At 65.7% G+C, this 21,463-nt stretch carries 18 protein-coding genes; 2 read left to right on the top strand and 16 right to left on the bottom strand.

All coding sequences use genetic code 11. The features are described 5' to 3' along the window. The first annotated feature begins 87 nt into the window (after positions 1 to 87). Positions 88 to 795, top strand: coding sequence for a ferric reductase-like transmembrane domain-containing protein (locus V4558_02960; GenBank protein MES2304433.1), 708 nt, complete (start codon positions 88 to 90; stop codon positions 793 to 795). On the opposite strand, the gene V4558_02955 is transcribed toward V4558_02960, so the two are convergent. From V4558_02955 to V4558_02880, 16 genes are all read right to left on the bottom strand, one after another. Then, positions 792 to 950 (bottom strand): DUF5989 family protein, encoded by a 159-nt coding sequence (locus V4558_02955; protein ID MES2304432.1) that lies wholly within the window; start codon positions 948 to 950, stop codon positions 792 to 794. The two genes, V4558_02960 and V4558_02955, sit on opposite strands and share 4 nt — an antisense overlap. A 9-nt stretch (positions 951 to 959) precedes the next feature. Then, complete coding sequence (locus tag V4558_02950) at positions 960 to 1,334, bottom strand: SxtJ family membrane protein (GenBank protein MES2304431.1); 375 nt, start codon at positions 1,332 to 1,334, stop codon at positions 960 to 962. Continuing rightward, on the bottom strand, positions 1,331 to 3,163 hold the full coding sequence (locus tag V4558_02945; GenBank protein MES2304430.1) for a carbamoyltransferase: 1,833 nt from the start codon (positions 3,161 to 3,163) through the stop codon (positions 1,331 to 1,333). The genes V4558_02950 and V4558_02945 overlap by 4 nt, the downstream gene beginning before the upstream one ends. A gap of 111 nt (positions 3,164 to 3,274) precedes the next feature. After that, a complete protein-coding gene (locus V4558_02940) occupies positions 3,275 to 4,267 on the bottom strand; it encodes a Gfo/Idh/MocA family oxidoreductase (GenBank protein MES2304429.1) in 993 nt (330 codons plus the stop codon). After that, complete coding sequence (locus tag V4558_02935) at positions 4,264 to 5,358, bottom strand: Gfo/Idh/MocA family oxidoreductase (GenBank protein ID MES2304428.1); 1,095 nt, start codon at positions 5,356 to 5,358, stop codon at positions 4,264 to 4,266. Before V4558_02935 ends, V4558_02940 begins: the two co-directional genes overlap by 4 nt. Positions 5,359 to 5,397: 39 nt before the next feature. Continuing rightward, positions 5,398 to 6,501: a hypothetical protein gene (locus tag V4558_02930; GenBank protein MES2304427.1), complete on the bottom strand. Its 1,104-nt coding sequence runs from the start codon at positions 6,499 to 6,501 to the stop codon at positions 5,398 to 5,400. 2 nt (positions 6,502 to 6,503) lie between these two features. After that, the gene (locus V4558_02925) at positions 6,504 to 8,057 is read right to left on the bottom strand and encodes a GDSL-type esterase/lipase family protein (protein ID MES2304426.1); all 1,554 of its coding nucleotides are present in this window, start codon (positions 8,055 to 8,057) and stop codon (positions 6,504 to 6,506) included. Positions 8,058 to 8,078: 21 nt separating this feature from the next. Next, positions 8,079 to 9,206 (bottom strand): hypothetical protein, encoded by a 1,128-nt coding sequence (locus V4558_02920; protein MES2304425.1) that lies wholly within the window; start codon positions 9,204 to 9,206, stop codon positions 8,079 to 8,081. Further along, positions 9,193 to 10,512 carry an oligosaccharide flippase family protein gene (locus tag V4558_02915; GenBank protein ID MES2304424.1) on the bottom strand — a complete coding sequence of 440 codons (1,320 nt, stop codon included), beginning with the start codon at positions 10,510 to 10,512 and terminating at the stop codon, positions 9,193 to 9,195. The genes V4558_02920 and V4558_02915 overlap by 14 nt, the downstream gene beginning before the upstream one ends. After that, positions 10,512 to 11,480 (bottom strand): SDR family NAD(P)-dependent oxidoreductase, encoded by a 969-nt coding sequence (locus V4558_02910; GenBank protein MES2304423.1) that lies wholly within the window; start codon positions 11,478 to 11,480, stop codon positions 10,512 to 10,514. Before V4558_02910 ends, V4558_02915 begins: the two co-directional genes overlap by 1 nt. A gap of 16 nt (positions 11,481 to 11,496) precedes the next feature. Next, positions 11,497 to 12,720, bottom strand: coding sequence for a class I SAM-dependent methyltransferase (locus tag V4558_02905; GenBank protein MES2304422.1), 1,224 nt, complete (start codon positions 12,718 to 12,720; stop codon positions 11,497 to 11,499). Then, a complete protein-coding gene (locus tag V4558_02900; protein MES2304421.1) occupies positions 12,717 to 13,862 on the bottom strand; it encodes a glycosyltransferase family 1 protein in 1,146 nt (381 codons plus the stop codon). The genes V4558_02905 and V4558_02900 overlap by 4 nt, the downstream gene beginning before the upstream one ends. A gap of 1 nt (position 13,863) precedes the next feature. Beyond that, complete coding sequence (locus tag V4558_02895) at positions 13,864 to 15,054, bottom strand: aminotransferase class I/II-fold pyridoxal phosphate-dependent enzyme (GenBank protein ID MES2304420.1); 1,191 nt, start codon at positions 15,052 to 15,054, stop codon at positions 13,864 to 13,866. Between the two features lie 23 nt (positions 15,055 to 15,077). Beyond that, on the bottom strand, positions 15,078 to 16,187 hold the full coding sequence (rfbG, locus tag V4558_02890; protein ID MES2304419.1) for a CDP-glucose 4,6-dehydratase: 1,110 nt from the start codon (positions 16,185 to 16,187) through the stop codon (positions 15,078 to 15,080). Then, the gene (gene rfbF, locus V4558_02885; GenBank protein MES2304418.1) at positions 16,184 to 16,954 is read right to left on the bottom strand and encodes a glucose-1-phosphate cytidylyltransferase; all 771 of its coding nucleotides are present in this window, start codon (positions 16,952 to 16,954) and stop codon (positions 16,184 to 16,186) included. The genes rfbG and rfbF overlap by 4 nt, the downstream gene beginning before the upstream one ends. A gap of 78 nt (positions 16,955 to 17,032) precedes the next feature. Beyond that, positions 17,033 to 19,297, bottom strand: coding sequence for a PKD domain-containing protein (locus V4558_02880; GenBank protein ID MES2304417.1), 2,265 nt, complete (start codon positions 19,295 to 19,297; stop codon positions 17,033 to 17,035). 210 nt (positions 19,298 to 19,507) lie between these two features. Here V4558_02880 and V4558_02875 point away from each other — a divergent pair, with 210 nt between their 5' ends. Further along, a complete protein-coding gene (locus V4558_02875; GenBank protein ID MES2304416.1) occupies positions 19,508 to 21,400 on the top strand; it encodes a PQQ-dependent sugar dehydrogenase in 1,893 nt (630 codons plus the stop codon). Positions 21,401 to 21,463: the final 63 nt, after the last annotated feature.

The raw sequence follows: 21,463 nt of genomic DNA, 5'->3' as shown, positions 1-21,463 counted from the left end.
TCCGTGAACGGGGCCAGGATCCGGCAAACGGCACATCCAATGGCAAGAATGGCGCCGGATCCGGCCTGGCCGCGCTAGTTTTGCCGGATGACTCCAGGGAGACGACGGCCCGAGTGGTCGGCCGAGAGCCGCCGCCGGCTGACCCGACACTTGTGCCTCGCAGGCGGCTCAGCCGCCATCATTATTGCTGCTGCCCTGGTGCTGCCGGGTCGGATCAATGAGCGGTTCTCACTGGGCTCGGCCTATCTGGCGCTGGCGCTGCTCGTGGTGACCCTCGCACTGGGTCCGTTGAACGTGATCCGCAGCCGGCCGAACCCGGTCAGTTTCAATCTTCGGCGTGACTTCGGTATCTGGTCGGCGGTGCTGGGACTGGTGCACACCGTGATCGGCCTGACAGTGCACTTTGGTGGGCGGCTGCGGATGTATTTCCTGGCCCAGCCCGACGGTCGCAGCCTGCTGGGACTGCGCGCTGATCCGTTCGGGCTGGCGAATCATACCGGGCTCGTCGCCGCACTGCTCCTGCTCCTGCTCGCCGCGATCTCGAATGACCTCTCGCTGCGGTCGCTCGGCACAGCACGCTGGCGCTGGCTCCAGCGGTGGGCCTACCTGATTCTGGCGTTGACGATCCTGCACGGCGGGTTGTATCAGGTGCTCGAAAAGCAGCGGGCGGTGTTGGTGGCGCTATTCACCGTGCTCTCGCTGGTTGTGCTGGCAGTGCAATTGGCGGGCGTGCGGCGCCACCGCGCCGACTCGATGCGACGAGTCGGCGCAGTGACCGGGAGAGACAGCGCCTAGAAGATCGTGTAGATGAATGGCGCCAGCGCCGATCCCTGGGCGAAGACCAGGAGAGCGCCGACCAGCAGCAGCACGACCAGGATCGGCAGGAGCCACCACTTCTGGCGCGCTTTCATGAAGGCCCACAGTTCGCCGAGTATTCCGCTCTCAGTCATGCTTCCTCCTCAGAATTGTCGGGACAGATCGCTCTTGGTGATCGGGCGTCGCGACCAGTACGATGCCTCCACACGCGGCGGAACCATCGGATTGCGACCGACCAGCCGGCGTAACAGGCCGATCGGGGTGAGGACCACGTAATACACCACGGCCATCGCGATCGGCGTCGTGACCCTGGAGAGGGCGTGTGCCAGCCCCATCCAGGCGCGCTCGATCGGACCGAGGCTTCTCGGAACCAGCACGCCGGCGAGGCAGAGGACGCCGCCCAGCCCGCCGAGCACCAGCACGGTGGTGTGCCGGCCGCGCCACCACGCCACGGTCGCGAGGGCCAGGAACGCGAGTCCGACGGTCAGGCCGAATTTGCGACCTTCGCTCGCACTCAATCGAGTTGGAATTCTTGCCTCCAGTCGGCGTTCTCTTGCCACTCGGGTTGGCTCGACTTGTCGAGCAGGTACGAGCCCAGCACCAGATAGTCGATGTGGGTCCGCATGAAACACTGATAGGCATCCTGTGGCGTACAGACGATCGGTTCGCCGCGGACATTGAACGACGTGTTCACCAGCACGGGGCAGCCGGTCAGGCGATCAAACTCGGCAATCAGATCGTAATAGTCGGGGTTCACATCGCGGGCGACCGTCTGGACTCGCGCCGAGTAGTCGACGTGCGTCACGGCCGGGATGTCGGAACGCGGCACATTGAGCCGATCGATTCCCCAGAGCCGACGCTGCTCGGCCGACATCGGAACCTGCCGTTCCTTCTTCACCGGCGCGACCAGCAGCATATAGGGGGAGTCGCAGTCGAGCTCGAACCACTCGTGGACCCGGTCGCGCAGGACGCTGGGCGCAAAGGGGCGGAACCCCTCGCGAAACTTGATCTTGACGTTCATTTCGGCCTGCATCTTCGGGCTGCGCGGATCGCCGAGAATACTGCGCGAGCCGAGTGAGCGCGGGCCGAATTCCATCGCGCCGTTGAACCAGCCAACAATCTTTCCGTCTGCCAGATGCGCTGCGGTCGTCTGCAGCAGGGCGTCGCGATCAAGCTTGACGAACGATGCCCCGCCCGCGACGAGATATTTCTCGATCGCCTCGTCGGAGAATCGCGGCCCGAGATAGGCGCCCTTCATGCTGTCCTTTCCGGGAGTGACGCGACGCGGCTGATTGGCCGTCCGGTGCCACAGCAGCTGCGCCACACCCAGTGCCCCGCCGGCATCACCTGCGGCCGGCTGAATCCACAGCTGCTTGAACGGGCCATCGCGGAGCAGTCGCCCGTTGCCGACGCAGTTGAGGGCGACACCACCCGCCATGCAGAGGTTGTCGAGGCCGGTTTCGCGGTGCGCTGTCCGTGCCATCCGCAGCATCACTTCTTCGGTGACATCCTGGACCGATCGCGCGAGGTCCATCTCCTTCTGGGTCAGCGCGGATTCCGGCTGGCGCGGCGGGCCGCCGAAGAGATCGTGGAACGCCGGGCTCGTCATCGTGAGGCCGGCGAGATAATTGAAGTAGCGCTGGTCGAGCGTGAAGGAACCGTCCTCTTCGAGCTTCATCAGGTGGGAGAGGATCAGGTCGACATACTTCGGCTCACCGTATGGGGCGAGCCCCATCACCTTGTATTCGCCCGAGTTCACCTTGAAGCCGGTGTAGTAGGTGAAGGCTGAGTAGAGGAGCCCAAGCGAATCGGGCCAGCGCAATTCCCGCAGGAGTTCGATGTCGTTGCCGCGCCCGACTCCGATCGACGCCGTCGCCCATTCGCCGACGCCGTCGATCGTCAGGATCGCAGCTTCCTCGAACGGCGAAGGGAAGAAGGCGGAGGCCGCATGGGATTCGTGATGTTCGGCGAAGTGGATCTTGCCGGCGTAGCCGAGCTCCTCGTGAAGCTCGCGTTCCATGAAGAGCTTTTCCTTGATCCAGAGCGGCCCGGCTTTCAGGAACGAGGGGTAGCCACGCGGGGCGACGCCCAGATACGTCTCGAGAATCCGCTCGAACTTGAGGAGGGGCTTGTCGTAGAAGCCGACGTAATCGAGTTCCGACGCCGAAATCCCCGCGGTCTTGAGGCAGTACTCGACGGCCCGGTGCGGAAAGTCGGCATCGCCTTTCTTGCGCGTGAACCGCTCCTCCGACCCTGCCGCGAGGATCTCGCCATCGCGGAGGATGCAGGCAGCGCTGTCGTGGTAGAAGGCGGAGATGCCCAGCACGTGCTTGTGGCGGTTCGGCAAGTCCCCGGTCCTGTAAAGGCGCGTCAATCCTGCTCTAACGCTCCTGAAGCAAGTCTCAGGCCGGACCCGGGGTACCGGGTCCCGCCTGGCCGAGAGGGAAATTGTGGAACGTCAGGAGGAGTGAATGACCTGCCGGAGGAGTTGATCCCGGGCCTCGGCGACGTCTGCCACCTCGGTGGCACGGAAGGGGGCCGGGCCTCCCCCAGCGATCGCGCGGTAGGTATCAGCGCAGAGCGCCCGAAGCCCGGGATACGCCCGTTCCCCGCGTAGCGCGCGCCTGGTCAGTTGGGCCAGCGAAGTGCCCGCGACCTCCAGTCCCACCGCAACCGGCCGAATCACCTTGTAGGCGCAGCTCGCCGTCGCTGGCTCGAAGGTGGCAAATCCCTGGAAGAGGTCGGCCAGAGCGCTGCCGCCCTCACCCAGTACTCGACAGGTCGCGAAGGTGGGTCTGGCACGGAGCGAGATCACACTCATGATCGTCGTTCCCGCGGCCGTGACTGCCGAGAAAGTCCACTCCCCGGCGCCGGCGCGATCAAGTCGCCACGTCAGGTCGCCGACGTCGATGTCGAGCAGCGCCCGGGCCAGGGAGAAGGCGTGGGGAGCAATCTCCGCGGCAACCAGATCGCGACCACGGTCATCCCGGCCGTCGGCGCCTGCGGAGCAGGTTGCAAATTCCAGATGCCGGATCGGGCCGAGCGCACCTCGGCGTGCCATGATCTGGCGAACTCCCTCCTGACAGATGAACTGATGCACGGGTGTGAGTGTCCGTGCCGCAGCACTGGCGGCCTGTACCAGTTCGGCCGCTTCATGCGCCGTCGGAGAGACGGGCTTCTCGACAATGACGTGGCAGCCGGCCGCGAGCGCCTGATGGCAGAGTTCCATGTGAGTGTCGAGCGGCGCGCAGACGTGGACGATATCCGGTGTTGTCTCGAGCGCGTCGGCGAGGGTGCGCGTGGCCAGTGCGTCGCTTCCGGCAATCGCCTGCGCACGGCCGAGTTGCGGATCGGCAACAGCCACCACGATTGCCCCGGCGTGGTGGGCGGCGTAGGCATGCCAGCGGCCCATCAGGCCGGCCCCCGCAATCACCACCCGGGGAGCACTCATCCGAGTCGCACGTCGTGCAGCAGGCTGAGAGTGGGCTCATCGAGATGACAACGCGTGCCAGTGACGGCCGAGTGGTATGCGGCAGCGATCACGGCAAGCACATCCCGGCCGGCCTCGCCCGACGCGGGCGGCTCGGTTCCATCGCGGAAGGCCTGCAGCGTTCGCTCGATCACATTGCGAGTTGCGATCATGCCCGGCTCCTTTGGGTTGCGGGCGAGAAATTCGCGCTCGCCGGCGCGTTCACGCCACGCCATGCCAGACACCCCGTACTCGATGCGCAGCTTGGGACGCGTGCTGCGAAACAGGCCGGCCATCACTCGCGCTCGGCCACCGAAGGAGGCGCGAATCGAGGCGCGGTCGGTATCCGCCCGCACTTCGAAATACTGCGTCTCCCCCTTGCACAAACGGTTCTGGGTGATCTGTGCCAACCGACCGCGAGAAAACTCGAGCGTGACCAGCGCCACCGCATCGGTCTCACCCTCCCGCACGCCGCAGGTCGAGGTCCGCGCATCCACCGAAATCGGGCGCTCCCCGAACAACGCCATCAGGAAATCGACCAGGTGCACCCCCGCTTCATACAAGGTGCGCTGCAGCATCTGCCCGCGCCATCCCGGTTCGGCCCACGGCGGCAAGTCCATCAGCTGCCAGACCTGCGCGAAGACGAGCCCGCCATTCTCTCCGCTCCCGACGGCATCGCGCACGGCGCGGAAGATCGGCATCTCCCGGAATTCGTGGTTCAGCGCGAGCCGGCGACCAGCGGCTCGCGCGGCGGCGATCACCGTGTCGGCTTCGGCAAGGGAGGCCACGAACGGCTTTTCGCAGAGGACATGAGCGCCAGCGGCAAAGGATCGCAGACAGTAGTCAGCGTGTGAGTCCGGCGGCGTGCCGATCATCACGACGTCGGGTTTGGTGGTCGTCATCATCACGTCGAAATCATCGAAGACAGGAACGCCGAAGGTGGCGGCCGCCTTCGCGCGCCGGTCGGCGTCGAGGTCCATGGCGCCCACGGTTGCAACCCCCGCGAGACCGGCGAGCGCCGGCAGGTGCAGCGTGGTACCAGCGTTGCCCAGTCCGATGACTACGACGCGCATGTGTGGCTCCAGTACTGAGGGAGACGAGCGTTCGATGTGCTAAGGTCCGGCATCGCCGGGGCCGGAAATAACGGAAAGCTGGTTGAGCTGGTCGGCAACCCACCGATTGCCGCGAACGGTGTAATGGCCCGCGGCGCCGTGGAAGGCGATCGCATCTTCGGTCAGGAACATCGCATCAACGGAGTCGGGCGCCATTCGTCGGAATGAGTCAATCAGGTCAACGTAGGCGAACTCGCCACGATCTGCCGAGGCCTTCGCCCAGCGGCGCCACCTGACCGCGTTCTCTCCCTTGTAGTCATCGGCCATTGGGAGGAAGACCACCTCCAGCTTCACACCGGCGATGCTGTCGCGCCGCGCCAGATCGCGGAGCGCCGCGCGGGCGACCTCCCAGGTCGCGCTGTCGGTGATGGCGGGGTCGCTCCAGCGCGGGTCATCACCCATCAAGGCGTTGAACAGCGCGAAGGTGCGCAAGCCTCGCGAAGCATTCTGCATTCGTTGGAATAGCGGGCCGAGACCAGGTGAAGGCACCGGCACGCCAATGGCGCGAACGGTATCACCCGAGCGCGCGAGTTGGGGCTTCGGATATCCGTTGAGCCGGGTATAACGCATCCGACCGAAGTCCGCGAGGATGAACGCGAAGATCTGGACATCAGGATGCAGCCCGAGGCCGTCGCGCAAATACCAGAGGTACGCCTGGTCGAGCCCGTAGCCGCCTTGTCCCATGTTGATCGATTCAATGCCGGGATGATCGCTGGCGAGCAGGGCGCACCAGTTCTCCGCATCACCCACGCCGAATCCGAGCGTGAACGAGTCCCCTGAGCAGATCACTCGCCGAGTGCCTGGGGCGGGCGTCGCCGTCACTTCGCCACGATGCCTGAAGCGCTGGTGGTTCGTGTGCAGGCCGATTCCCTTGGCGTACATGTCCGGGCGCGATACATCGGGCAGATTGATCCAGCCGAGCAGGGTGTCCCGTTCGGTGTGTACCTCCTCGGCCACCCGATCACGCCGCACGGCGCGCGCGAAGAGTGCGAAACTGGCCGTCCCTTCGATGAGCGCGAGGAGCACGAAGGGGAGGCATACCATCACCAGGGTGAAGACGATGCGCTTCCCGCGACTCGCAGGTCGCTGCGTGGGCTGGGGCATATCTAGGGATTCCCGGAGGCGAGGGCGGGGAGGAGGTTTGGCACCAGCTCCGCAAGGTGCTGCGCAACGAGCGTCTGACCAAACGAGGTCAGGTGAACGAAGTCCCACCAGAGCAGGCCGCGTTGCTGGCTCGCAGCGAGGAATTCCTGCATGTCGACGACTGGCACATTCGCCTGTCGTGCGACGTCGCGCAGGATTGAATGCTTGATATGGATATCCCCGAGTCGGCTGTCGCTTGCCATTTGTTCGGGGGAGTTCGGCTCGAGCACTACCACCGGGGCAACGCCGGCGCGCTTGAGCCGAGTGAGGATCGAATCGAGATGCGCCCGGAATGACGCGGTGTCCACGTCGTTGCTCGACAGCGTGATGATCGCGGCCTGCGGCGCCAGTGGCAGGAGTTCGTCGAGCAGGCCATACACCTGGCGCGACGTCAACCCCGAGACGCCCGCGTTGATGCAGACGATGTGGGCTGCGGGGAGCTGGCGAGCGAGCAACGCTTCGAGTCGGGTGCCCCAGACATCTTCAAGGCGGGAAGCGCCGGCGCCCCAGGTCTGCGACGATCCGAGCAGGAGAAGCCGCTGTTCGCCACCATGCGAGCCGGCGGGGTAGCGCTGCAGCAGCTCCCGGATCGTCCGGTGCTGCGCTTCGGAAATCTGGCTGCTTTCATCCTGCTTGAGCGACCCCGTTTCGAACGGGTACCGCTTGGGGACGAAGTACTGATAGCCATAGGCGGCCGCTGCCAATACCATCAGTGTGAGATTCAGGAGCACCAGCCACAACCCGACCGTCCGCGCCGGAGTGCGGTGCAGCGTGAGTACGAGCGCCGTCAGGACGCCGAGGCCGATCGTCGCCAGGGCGAACAGCACCATGGTGTTCCGGTTCACTCGTTGCCGATTCGTGAAATCCTCTCGAACGACACGATTGTCGGTAGTGGTGAATGCCACGTCATCGACCCAGGCATCGCGTTGGCCGCTGCGGAAACCGATCTGCTGCAACGACGAGTGATGAGGTTCGGATGCGACGAGCCGTCCGTCGACTGCAATCGACAGTGCGCTGTCGGCGAACTCCAGTGTCACATGATGTGCGCTCCCCGGGGCGAGGGCCAGGGGAACGGGCGCGGAGCTGAGGAACTCGCCGCCGGGCCCGGCCCGGAAGCGAATGCTGGGCAGATCCCGCCGGGCGCTGAGTCGCACACCGGAGAAACCATCGGGTGTGATGTCGTGGAGCACAATGAGATAGCCGTCGGCTTCGACGCCAACCGTCGCCTCGAGTCGGCGCAATGGCAGGGGAGCGTCATAGCGCACCTCCTGAAAGCCGAACCAGGCGCCCAGATGGAGCCGCCCTCGATCGAGGGTTTGCGGCTCCTCAAGGAAATAGGTTGCTCCCATGACAGCACGCGCCAGGTTCGGCTTCGTCGCCACCCAGTGCGGGTGGAGCCGCAGCGCATTGAAGCGAAGTGCCCGGGCGCGCGTCGCGATTGCACAGGCAATCAGCAGCAGGGCAAGGTTGATCCCGATCAGGTCGAGATGTCGACGGGGCCTGGCAGGCACGCTCATTGGTCTATCGGCTCGATGACATCAGATCAGCGTGAACATCGTCACGGAGATGAACACCGAGATCACCGCGAAGATCGCATAGCCCGCAGCGCGTCGCGGCAGCCAGGCCCGGAAAGTCCACAGGAGGGGCAGCAGCGCGACCAGGATCAGTCGCGGAAACTGCAGCAATCCCCACTGCGCCCCGACACAGAGCACGAAGAGCGTGTTCGTCCAGAGCCACGGCGCCATCAGCGACAGCAGGGGATCGACATTCTCGCGCTCGCGCCACCAGCGCACCAGCAGCATCAGGCAGGCGGCAAGCACGATCGGCACATGCACCAGGATGTATGCCAGGGTCCACGGCGGGACGTGCTCATACCGCGTCGTGGCATAGATCGAGTAGCCCGGCAGGGAAAACATGTGACCACCGTAGGCCCATTCGTGCGTGGCGTAGACTCGCGGGCCGCGCAACGCGTCGCCGGTCGTGAGCTGCAGAATCAGGTAGCCGGCACCGACGGTAACCGCCGCCGCAAGCCCGTGGAGGAACGCCTGCCGCCAGCGACGTTGCCAGGCGTCCTGCACCATCTGTCCGATCACAGCGAAGCAGACCATCGGGCGGACCAGGCCGCCCAGGCCGGAGAGGATGCCACCGAGGACGCCCCGCTTGCGCTGCGCCAGCAGCACGCCGCTGAGCATGAGGCAGACCATCATCGACTCCGTCATCGCCATGCTGCTGTCGAGCAGCCACTGCGGCGTGAAGGTGGCAACTGCCCAGCCGATGCGCCGATCGCTGCAGATCTTTGCCGCAAAGACCGCCGACAATCCTGCCGTAAGCCAGTTGATCGTCAACGCGACCCACGCCAGCGGAAGCTTGAGCAGAAAGGCCAGCGAGAGCAGCGCAGGGAAGCCGGGAAAGACGCGATAGTCGTAGTCGCGCAGGTACGCGGGCGGCGCACCGCCGATTGCCTGTGCCATCCAGAGGTAGCTCTTGCCGTCGGCCCACTCGGCGTAGTCGCGGACCGCGAACCCTCCCCAGACCGTCATGATCACGAACACCAGCACCCGCAAACCGACCGCGACCGAGAACATCGCGGCAAACTCGCGTGGTGTAGCGCACTCGTCGGTTCCGGAAGCGGCGGTCAGTGGCGGTGCGCCGTCAGAACGGATCATGGTCGACTCCTGCGATGATGGGAGGGGCGGGCGTGTCGAGCGGGGTCGCAAACGCCGGGGCCAGGCGAACCGCGCGACGCAATGTCCTCGCGCCAAGTGCCGTCAATACCGCCTCGCCGCCGAGCGTGCCAAGAGCGATGCCGAGAATGCCGACGGCGGGAATCAATGCGGCTTTGAGAGCCAGGTGGACGATGGAACTCACCGTGACGTTCCGGAAATCATCGTGCTGCCGACCCAGGGCGAAGAGCGCGTTGCGGTAGTGGCCGTTGACGAGTCCGACGACCACTGCGGCCAGCAGCACTTGCAAACTGAGCGTGGCCGCGCCGAAGCTGCTCGACCCGCCGATGAGCTGCAACAGTGGGCGCGCAAAGAACCCGACCCCGACCGCGGTCGCGGCCGCGAGGGGAACGATCACGCGGAAGGAGTGACCGAGCTCCTGCGTCATCGCATCGGTGCCGATGGCGGCACTGCGGCTGAGACGAGGTAGCAGAATCAGGAAATAGACGGCCGCGGTTCCGCTGCAGAGCTGGAAGATCTTGAGCGCCCCGCTGAGCCAGCCGATCTCGGCGCTTGGAATCACGAAGAGGCTCAGCAATACCAGATCGAGCCCGAGTGAGGCACCGCGGAGGACCTGCGACCCCGCAAACGGCGACGACTCCTTCAGTACGGCCGGCCATTCGCGCAGCGGCAAGGGTCGCTCAAAGGCGGCGGCGTGGTGATGAAACCAGTAGAAGAGGCCGGCCGCCGTGAGCGCTTCGGCCGTGACCTGCGCGAGTGCGATACTCCAGATGCTGGCGCCGATCGTGATGGCCAGGGTCACCAGCCCGAAGTAGATCAGCTGGATCGAGAACATCGCGCTCGCGAGCACGCGTGTTGCCCGCAGCGCCTGAGCCGCCCAGTCGAGATAGAGCGAGCGCGTGAAGAGCGAGAGGCCGAACACCGCGATCAGTAGCGCGACGGCACGATACTGCGGGACCAGAAACGCAAGCGCCAGCAATACCGCGTAGGCGATGGCGCCAAGCGAGAGTCGCAGCAGGATCACCGTGCTGGCCCACCGCCCGAGGGTGCCCGGTGCACGCGCGACCGTCCGCACCGAATAGACGTCGAGGCCGCAGGTCCCGACCAGCACGGCGAAGAGCATCAGTTGTGTCGCCACACCGATATTGCCGAAGCCACCATCGCCAAAACGACGCGTGATCATCGGAATCGTGAGGAACGCGAGCAGCTTGCCTGCCATGTCGGCGATGGCCAGTGCCGAGAAGGGCAACACGGTGGTGCCGATTCGCTCGCGTAACGGGCCCGACATCAGCTTGAGGCGTCCGCAGCAGGGGCAGGCCGGTAGGCGGCCACCGTCTGCGCTAGTCCTGCCTCCAGTGAGACCCGTGGATACCACCCCAGCAGTTCGGCCGCGAGATCGTTCCGGGCCACCAGGTGGGTCAGGTCACCCGGACGTTGTGCCAGGGCGCCGATGTCGAGCAATGCTTCGGCATCAACGAGCCGCGCGATCTGACGTGCCACGTCGACGATCTTCCATTCCTGCGCCGCCGAAATGTTGATGACGGCACCGCGCACCTCGGGGTGTCGCATGGCGGCGAGCACGGCATCGACCAGATCGTGCACGAAGATCAGGTCGCGATGCTGCTGGCCGTCGGTCATCGGGAAGCGGCCCCCGCGGAGCAGCGTCGTGATCAGGGCCGGGATCAGGAAGTCGCGCGACTGACCTGGTCCGTAGACGAGGGCGGGCCGCAACGTCATCACACTGAAAGGGAGGTGCGGCTGCAACGCCTGACACGCGTGGGTGGCCGCCACCTGGCTCGCCGAGTAGGGCGATGACGGTTCCTCCCGCATCTCCTCGGACCAGGGCGTCGGCGCGGTGCCGTACTCCTCGAGCCCACCGAGGCGGATCAGCTGGCGCACCTGCGCGCCGGGCTCGCCGGCCGCGCGGAGCAAGGTGAGGGTGCCGAAAAGGTTGACGTGCATGGCGCGGTCGATCGCGTCCCAGTCGCCGTCGAATTTCCGGGTCGAGGTATCGCCCGCGCAATGGAGCACGACCTCGGCGCGAGATTCAGTGAGCGCGTGCAGCACTGACGCTGCGTCGTTGATGTCGCCGACCCAGCGGGTGATCCGCCCTGCCACATCGGCGAGTCGGGCGCCCTCGCTTGCCTCGCGAACGTAGATATGGACGTCGCGCCCCTCGCTCACGAGCCGATGCACGAGGTGCGAACCGAGAAACCCGGTCGCCCCGGTGACCAGTACCGCGCTACTCGTGGTCATCGTCCGGCCGCCAGCGTCATCCCACCACTCGCGGCGTCGGAATCGGCAGGATGAACTTGCCGCCACCGGCGCGGAAGGCTTCCTGTTGCGCCATGATTTCGTCGCCGAAATTCCACGCCAGGATCAGCAGATAGTCCGGCTTCTGCTTCCCGATCTCATCGGGGGAGACGACCGGGATATGCATGCCCGGTGAGCAGCGCCCCTGCTTGAGCGCATTGCGGTCGGCCAGGAACTCGAGCAGGTCGGGGCCGATGCCGTAGTAGTTCAACAGGGTATTCCCCTTGGCCGGCGCGCCGTAGCCCGCAAGCACTTTTCCCTGTCGTTTGAGGTCGAGCAACAGCGTCATCAACTCGGTGCGGATCGACTCGACCCGGGCGGCGTGCGCGGCATACGTGGCTGGCTCGAACAGTCCCGCATTGCGTTCACGCTCGAGCCACTGTGCCACCACGGGGCTCGCCGGGCCCTGCCGACGGAGATAGACCCGCATCGAGCCACCGTGAATCGGCAACTCATCGACATCAACCACCTGGAGCCCGAAGAACTTGCCGAGTGCCGCGAGTGAGGTGACCGAGAAGACCGAGAGATGCTCATGGTAAACGGTGTCGAATTCGTTTTGCTCGATGCAGGTGAGCGCCTGGGGTACTTCGATGACGAAGGTGCCCTCGGGTGCGAGCAGCGTCACAACGCCCTGCACGAAGCCGTGGAGGTTGTCGATGTGATTGAAAGTGTTCGTGGTCACGATCACCTGCGCGGGGCCGTACTGCGCCAGGATGCGCCCGGCAGATTCGGCCGTGAAATACTCGTTGAAGACCTCGAGACCATTCGCGCGTGCCATCTCGGCGATGTTCGCCGCCGGATCCACGCCGAGGGTGGTGAGCCCGGCATCGCGGCAGGCGCCCAGCAGCAAGCCGTCATTGCAGCCGATGTCGACCACCCGCTGTCCGGGGGCGGTGATCAGCTTCTCCTTGAAGCGGCGCGCGGTCTCCTTGAAGTGCGCGTGCATGGTGGCCGACGCCGACGGGATGTAGAGGTAGTCGACGAAGAAATCGGGCGGCAGCTTGTCGGGCACCTGGATCAGGGCACAGTCGAGGCAGACGTGCGTGTCGAGCGGCCAGCGCGCTTCGGGCTTGCCGAGCTGATCGGGGCGCAGGAAGGCATTGGCGGCCGGGTGATGGCCGAGCGGGAGGTACATCAGAAGATTGCCGCTGGTGCAGGCACGGCAGCTGGTCATCGTGTTCATGCCGCTGAGTCCTCGGATGAGCGTGAACCTGCCGCGACGTCGCGAATGACGTCGAGGGTCTCTCGGGTGGTGACTTCCCAGCGGAGTGATTTCCCCCGCTCGCGCGCGCGACGCTGCAGGTCGGCGCGCATGGCGCTGTCGTGCAGGACCCGGCCAATGGCATCGGCAAAGGCGTCGACCGACGGCTCCTCAACCATCAGGGCGTGGCCCCGGGCGACTTCTCCCAGGCCCCCACGGTCGCTCGCCACCACAGCGGTGCCGCAGGCGAGCGCCTCGACGGTGGTCATTGACCACCCCTCGAACTCCGACGGGTGGACGAACAGATCGGCGCCGGCGTAGATCGGCACCAGGTCGGTGTGACGTTCAACCTTGCCGTCGGTCTGTACCACGTCATCGCTGATGCCGAGTTCCTGACAGAGCTGTGCCAGCGGGAGCCCTTCGTGATTCGGTCCGAAGAGCAGCAGGCCGTGCGGAATTTTCTCTACCTGCCGGAGCTGGGCAAAGGCGCGGAGCAGCATCGGGATGTTGCGCCGCTCGGAGCACTTGCCAACGAAGAGCAGATACGGGCGGTCGCCGCCGAAGTAGCGCTGGCGCACGGCGCGTAGTGCCGCCAGGTCGGTCACCGGTTGGAAGGCGTCATCGGCGCCCTGGGGCACCACGGCGATCCGATCGCGACTGACTCCGTAGTGCCGCACGACTTCGTCCTGCGTCGATTCGGCCGGGACGATCACCATGTCGGCAATGCGCGCCGAATGCCGGTGCAGCCGGGAGTAAGTCTGGCGATAGCGCCAGCCATGCGCGCCAGGCTGCGCTTCATTGACCGAATGGGTGGCGACCACCAGCCGCCCTTGATATCCCACCGGTGCCGTATACGCGGGGCAGAAGAGGACGTCGTGCCGCGAGGCCGGGCCGCGCAGCCGGAGGTTCTCCCACGGCAGTCCCGACATCGCCGATTCGAGCAGTACCGGCACAATCCGCGGATGCAGCGCCACGAGGTCGGCCTCAAGCGGCTGGCGCACGAATACCGAGACCGATTCCTCCGGCGTCAGCATCCGCGCCCAGTGGCGCAGCAGGTACTCGAGATAGCGTCCGACGCCAAGGCGCTGGCCGGCGAAGCGCTGTCCGTTGAAAGCCAGGCGCACGCTAGCGATATCCGGCGGCAAAACCGCGGAAGACGTCATGGATGTATTCGAGCTGTGCCGCGACAAGGCCGTGGTGGCACGCGAGCAGCATCCCCCCGCGCATCACCTGATCAGCATTCGGGTAGCCGGCCGCGCTTTCCTTCCGCTGGATCTGCGCGAAGCCGGGCTGCCGGAGAATGTTCCCCGTGAACACGGTACGGGTCTGGATGTTCTGCTTCTCGAAATGGATCTGCAGGTCGCGTCGCGTGAACGGCGCGTTGTCGCGCACGATCATCGGGAAGGCGAGCCACCCGGTCACGCTCTGCTTCATCTGCCGGGGCAGGATGAACCACTCGGCGTACTCCGAGAAAAAGGCGTGCTGTGCCGCGAAGTTGGCATCGCGCGCGGTGATGTTGCCGGCGAGGCGATCGAGTTGCACCAGCCCGAAGGCCGCGCCCATTTCCGAAGGCTCGAGATTGTAGCCGAGGCGCGAGAAGACGAACTTCGCGTCGTACGGAATCCCGCCGACATCGACATCGAAGCGATTCTCGATCCGTTCCGACTCCACGAAGAGCGAGGACGATCGTCCCCAGCTCCGCAGCAGGCGGGCCTCATCGGCCCAGTCGTCGCGGTTCATGCAGAGCATCCCGCCATTGCCGGCGCAGTTGATGACGTGCGAGCCGTAGAACGACGTGGTGCTGATGACCGACCGCGTCCCGGTGCTGGTGCCGCGCAGGGTGGCGCCGAGCGTGTCGGCGCTGTCTTCGACGACGATCAGGTTGTGCGCGACGGCGATCGCGGCGATGCGATCCCAGTCGGGAAGGTTGCCGATGAGTGACGGCACCATCACCGCCCGGGTGGCGGGCGTGATCATCGCCTCGATCTGCTCGGCATCGATGTTGAACGTGTCCGGCTCCACGTCGACAAACGCCGGCGTCAGCCCGGCTCGCACCAGTGGTGCCACGGTGGTCGCGAAAGTCAGCGCAGGGGTGATGACTTCCGCGCCCGCCGGAAGTGCCAGGAGTTCCACTGCGAGCTGCAGCGCACTCGAACCCGAGTTGACCATCACGCCGTGCTGCTTGGCAAAGAGCTCGGCGATCCGCGCTTCGAAGGCACGCACATTCGTGCCCATCTGGGTCGTGCTCCGAAGCACGCGCTCAACGGCCGCGATCTCTTCTTCGCCGTAGACACTCTGGCCGTAGGGGACGCGCATGGGTTCGGTCTGGGCACGGGTCATCAGCTGCTCCGGGCGCCCGCAGCAGCGGGGGCGGATGAAGAAATGGCGTCAGTGAACGCGCCCAGGTGCCGCTCCACGAGCGCGGGGATGTCGTCGGGCGCGGCGAGGGCGTCACGGTACCATGCCGCAGTGCGCTCGAGTGCTGCATCGAGCGTGAGGAGCGGATGCCAGCCGAGGCGGTGTGCCGCCTTCGAGGCATCGAGGGTCAGCGTGGGTGCTTCGTGTACCGCCGCGGCATCGGGCGCCTCGCGGACTCGAACGCGCGGCCAGACGCTGGCAAGGCGCGCCGCGATTTCGCGCACGGTGAGCGCATCGCTGGCGGAGGGGCCGAAGTTCCACCCTTCGGCAACGGCATCACCCTGCTCGATGAGGGCACGCCCGAGGAGCAGATAGCCGTGCAGCGGTTCGAGCACGTACTGCCACGGTCGAACGGCGAGGGGATGGCGGATCGTCGCCACCTCGTCGCGACCCGCCGCACGCGCGAGATCGGGAATCAGCCGATCCTCGGCCCAGTCGCCGCCGCCAAAGACATTGCCCGCGCGTGCCGATGCCACCGCGATCCCTCGCTCGGCCAGGAAGGAGCGACGCCACGCGGTGGTTACCAGTTCGGTGCACCCCTTCGACGCGCTGTAGGGATCGTGCCCGCCCATCGGGGCGTCTTCGTGGAGCGGCTTGCCACTGCCGTCATTCTCGTAACACTTGTCGCTGGTGACGACCACGACGGCGCGGACTTCAGGCGTCTGACGGACTGCTTCGAGGACGTGCGCCGTTCCCATCACATTGGTCGCGAAAGTCTCCAGCGGCTCCCGATACGAGCGGCGCACCAGCGATTGCGCTGCCAGATGAAAGACCAGTTCCGGCGCCGCCGACAAGGTGGCCGCTTCGAGAGCAGCCGCGTCGCGAATGTCGCCGAGGTGCGAGGTAATTCCCTCGGCAAGTCGGGCATCACGAAAGAGCGCCGGACCACCACTCTCGGGGGCCAGCGCATATCCGGTGACGATCGCACCGGCCTGCCGCAGCCAGGCCACCAGCCACGACCCCTTGAAGCCGGTGTGTCCCGTGACCAGCACGCGGCGGCCACGATACCAGGCACTCAGCGCATCCGTCACCCGCGAGGAGCCCACGGCGCATGGCCGCCATCCCAGAGTTCGTCGAGCTGCTTCTTTTCGCGCAGGGTATCCATCGGCTGCCAGAAGCCTTCGTGACGGAACGCCATCAGTTCACCTGCCGCTGCGAGTCGTTCCAGCGGCTGGCGCTCGAGGGAGTCCTCATCGCTCTCGAGCAGGTCGAGCACGCCCGGTTCGAAGACGAAGAAGCCGCCGTTGATCCAGCCGACATCGGTCTGCGGTTTCTCCGAGAAGCGGCGGACCCGATCGTCAGCGAGTTCCATGGCCCCGAAGCGGGCCGGGGGATGGACGGCGGTCACGGTGGCGAGTTTGCCGTGGGAGCGATGAAAGGCGACAAGCGCGGCGATATCGATATCGCTCAGCCCATCGCCGTAGGTCACCATAAAGGTCTCGTCCTGCAACATCGGCCGGAGGCGTCGGAGTCGACCACCGGTCATGGTATTGAGCCCGGTGTCGACCGCGTGGATGCGCCAGTCGGGGGCCTGCTGGTTGAGTTGGGTCCGTTCGCCACTCTGGAGGTCGATACGCCAGTCGGCCGCGTGGACGGAATAGTCGTGGAAATATTGCTTGATCACCTCGCCCCGGTAGCCGCAGGCGATCACGAATTCACGGAATCCGTGGCTGGCATAGATCGACATCACGTGCCAGAGAATCGGGCGCCCCCCGATTTCCACCATCGGTTTGGGGCGCAGAGCCGTTTCCTCGGACAGCCTGGTGCCGAGCCCGCCGGCCAGGATCACCGTCTTCATGCTTGCTCCCTGAGTCCCTGAGGGCGTGGAGGCGCCCCGATGGGGCAGACTCAGGAAGTAAGCAAGGTTCGCACCATCTCAGGGAAGCAGGAGGGTTTTCGTGATGCTGGCGGTCTTGCCGCCGTTGTCGGTGACGGTCAGGGTCACCGTCCGGTTGCCACTGTGGGGGTAGACCACCGTGAGCACGGCCCCGGTCCCCGTGGGGTCCGGGTAGCGGCCCAGATTCCAGGCGTAGCTCACGATCGAGCCGTCATCGGTCGAGGAGGTGGCGTCGAGGGCGCAGGTGAACGCCGCGTTGCAGCTCCAGACGAAGTTGGCGACCGGTGGGTTATTGACCGGCGGTGGCGGCGCCGAGACCGTGACGGTCTGGGTGACGCTGGTCGTCTTGCCGCTGTTGTCGGTGACCGTGAGGGTCACGCTCTTGGCTCCGGCGGTCGAGTAGGACACCGAAGGAGTCACCCCGGTTGCCGTCGGAGGAGTTCCACCGGGCAGGCTCCAGCCGTAGAGCTGGATGGTGCCATCATCGCTGGAGAGGGCGCCGTTGAGCGTGCAGGTGAGGTAGTTGCAGGTCCAGCTGAAGTTCGCGACGGGCGGGTTGTCGACCGGGGCCGCCGTCACCGTGATGCTCTTGGTGATGCTGCTGGTCTTCCCGCTGTTGTCGGTGACGGTCAGGGTCACGTTGCGCGTGCCGCTCGCGGGGTAGGTCACGACCGGCCCCACGCCGACTGCGGTGAGCGGGCTGCCGCCGGTCAGCGACCAGCTGTAGCTCTGGATGCTGCCGTCGTCGGTGGACGAACCACCATTCAGCGTGCAGACGAGGTAGACGCAGCTCGAGGTGAAGTTCGCCACGGGCGGGTTATCGACGACCACGCCGACCGTCAGGATCTTGGTGATGCTGCTGCTCTTGCCGTCGTTGTCGGTGACCGTGAGTGTGACGGTGCGGTCGCCGCTGTGCGGGTAGGTCACCGAGAGGATCGCACCAGTGCCAGTCGGATTGGGGAATCGGCCCAGGTTCCAGGCATAGCTCACGATCGAGCCGTCATCGGTCGAGCCGGTGGCGTTCAGCGTGCAAGTCAGGCCCGGGCAGCTCCAGGTGAAGGAGGCGACCGGCGGGTTGTTGACCGGCGGCGGTGGCGGTGGTGGTGGCGGTGGTGGCGGCAACGGAGCGCCGACCAGCCAGACGTTCAGCAACTTGTTCGCCGTGCCAGCACCGACCGACTTCACGGCACCATTTACGGCATTGTTGACGAGTGCGGCGGCAACGGCCGCGGGGGTCGCGGTCGGCGCGGTCTGGAGATAGAGCGCGGCCACCCCGGCAACGTGCGGCGATGCCATCGAAGTGCCACTCATCTGCGCGGTCGCGACATCGCTGGTGTTGTAGTCGGAGATGATCCCCTGACCCGGCGCGAAGAGATCGACGCAGGTGCCGAAGTTGGAGAACGACGCCTGGTCGTCGTTGCTGGTCGAGGCCGCTGCAGTCAACGCTGCCGGAACGCGTGCCGGCGAGCTGGTGCACGCATCGGTTGCGCTGTTCCCGGCGGCCACCGCATAGGTGATCCCGGCATTGATGGAGTTCTGCACTGCCTGATCGAGTGCGGTCGACACGGCGCCACCGAGACTCATGTTCGCGACCGCCGGCTTCACAGCGTTCGCGGTAACCCAATCGACGCCGGCGACGACACCAGACATCAGGCCATTGCCGCTACAATCAAGCACGCGTACCGCATACAAGGTCACACCCTTCGCGACACCACTCGTCGTGCCACCGACGGTGCCGGAGACATGGGTGCCGTGTCCGTTGCAATCATTGGTGCCGTTGCCATCGTTGATCACGGTGTAGGCGCTGAAGGCGCGGCCACCGAAATCCGCATGGGTGGTGCGAATACCGGTGTCGAGGATGTACACTCGCACGCCCGCACCCGTCGGCCCGTAGTTGTAGCTCCCGTTGAGCGGCAACGCGGGTTGATCAATCCGGTCGAGGCCCCACGGCGCCGACAGCTGGACGCCCGAGATGCTCACGATCTGGTCGCGCTCGATGCTCGCGACGTCGGGGTGGTTGCGGAGTGAGGCGACTTCGCCGGCCGAAAGGCGCGCGGCAAAGCCGTGCACCGCGCTGACGTAGGTATGCGTCAACACGCCATGATGCGCCGCCACCAGGTTCCGCGACAATCCGGGGACGTCGCCTGCCGAATTCCGGAATACGACGATATAGCCATCGAGCGAATCGCCGGCGACCTTCAAGGCCGGGGCGGCGCTGCTGGACATCTCGGGGACGGCCGTCGGATCAGTCTGACAGCCAACTAGGCACAGCAATGCTGCTGCGCCGAGTGCAAACTTGCGCACCGGCAACTCGTGTCTAAGGATTGATCGGGGGGGGGGGACCGGGGGGCAAGCTAACGATCTGGAATGAACGCGCCACTGTGGAAAAATCGCATCACTCACGGGACGTTTCAGTCCTGTCTGTGGCGCGAGCGCATCGGTTTCAGGGCGCGTGGTGTAGCTTGCTCCAGATCAGTCGCCTGGTGCAACGTGACCACTTGCAACGAGGTGGAGATGCCTGAGGGTTCAGCCGACCGCGCCATACTCGTCCCGTGGCTGTGGGACGTCCTCGCGGCGGGGATCGTGGTGGGTGGGGCTACGCTGTTGCAGCGTGGCGAAGCCCCCTGGGTCCTGCCGCCGCGCTACTATGGCGAACTCTGGGCCATGGCCGCCTCGCACTTGGCCATCGCGGTATACCTCGCCCGCCTCCCCCGCCGGGGCGTGCGCGCGGCCTTCCCCAGGATTCTGGTGTCCGCCGCGGCGGTCTTCCTGAGCGCCTATCTGGCCCTGGTGGCCCTCCGATCCATCGGCAACACCGGGGCCTCGCGCGGCCTGATTGCGACCGGTTTCGGGATCTCCGTGCTGCTGGCGACAGTCCGGGCTGTCGAGCATCGCCGCGGTCGGATCCTGGTACCCCTCGCGACGCTCCTCGGCCTCGCGCTTGGCGTGCCTGTCGTGCGAACTGTCAAGCGCACGGGTGACGCCACTGCCGAGGTGGTGAAGGTGATATCGACCGGACTGCTGACGCTCGAGGTGCGGACACAGCCGGGTTTGACGGGGCCGGCGCTCGGAGACGGCGGGGCGATTGTGCGGCTGGGATCGGGTTACCTCGTGGTCACGGGCCGCGGCACGCTCTTCCGTATGAGGCACGCCTCCTCCGAGAGTCCTCTCCTCGCGGAGCGTCTGTCACTGCCGCCGCCGATGGACCGATCAGGCTATCTCGCCGACCAGCCGGACTCCGCGGCAGCGCTGCGCCTGCGGGTCACCGGCATGGCGATCGACACCACCGTCACCCCGATACGCATCTACCTCGCCCACGAAGTCTGGCGTCACACCGAAAAGTGCTTTGCGCTGCGTGTCTCTTCGGCAGCAGTGACCGCCGCAGGCGTCTCGACCATGCCCGATCGGCCGTGGACGACAGAATTCGAGTCGCAGCCGTGCCTGCCACCCACCAAAGGGTTCGACGACATCGAGACCGGCGGCCGGATCGCGCTCACCGCCGACCACGCCCTACTGCTCACGACCGGCGACTTCGGTTACGACGGCGTCGAAGTGCCGGACTTTCCGCAGGACAGTGCGAGTGACTATGGCAAGGTGTTCCGGCGCGACCCGGTGACGCGGCGGTGGCAGCAGTTTACCCGAGGGCATCGCAACCCCCAGGGGTTATTGGTGGATCGGCAGGGAAGGATTTGGGAAACCGAACACGGCCCACAGGGTGGGGATGAGCTCAATCTCCTGGTGGCTGGGCGCAACTACGGCTGGCCACTGGTTACCTACGGAACCCAGTATGGCGCGCACTACTGGCCGCCCAACCCCGAAGGCCGTGACCACGGGACCTTCGCGGAACCGGCTTACGCCTTCATGCCCTCGATCGGCATCTCGAACCTGATCGAGATCTCGGGTACCGCATTTCCGGAGTGGGAGGGCGACCTGATGCTCTCGTCGCTCAAGGACCGGAGTCTCTGGCGAACCCGGCTTCGCGATGGCCACGCGATCTATGTGGAACAGATTTTCATCGGCCGCCGCATTCGGGATCTTGTGCAAGGCGCCAACGGTGAGATCGAGATCTGGACCGACGAAGGCGACATGGTGACGGTGATGCGCTCACGGCAGGGGTCCACACCCGAGAGCGCTTTTGAACAGTGTCGGGGCTGTCACGAGGCAGCACGAATCGGCACGGCGCTGGCCCCCACTCTGAAAGGAGCCTTCGGCCGCGAAGTCGCCAGTCTCACCGACTACTCATACTCGAACGCACTGCGGCATGTCGGCGGTCGCTGGAGTCCAGAGCGGCTCGACAGCTTCCTGCGCGACCCCATGGGGTTTGCCCCAGGGACCAGGATGTCGTTTGGCGGCGTCAAGGATTCCGATGAGCGACGCAAAGTGATCGAATACCTGAGAAAATTCTGATCCCGGGTCTCGGAGTGTGTCGCCGGGACCGTCCCACGTCTCCAGACGGCTCCCTTTCCGGGC

Source organism: Gemmatimonadota bacterium (assembly GCA_040388535.1).
Classification (GTDB): domain Bacteria; phylum Gemmatimonadota; class Gemmatimonadetes; order Gemmatimonadales; family GWC2-71-9; genus Palsa-1233.
The sequence above is the reverse complement of the archived record's forward strand: the minus strand, read 5'-3'. Positions and strand labels throughout refer to the sequence as shown.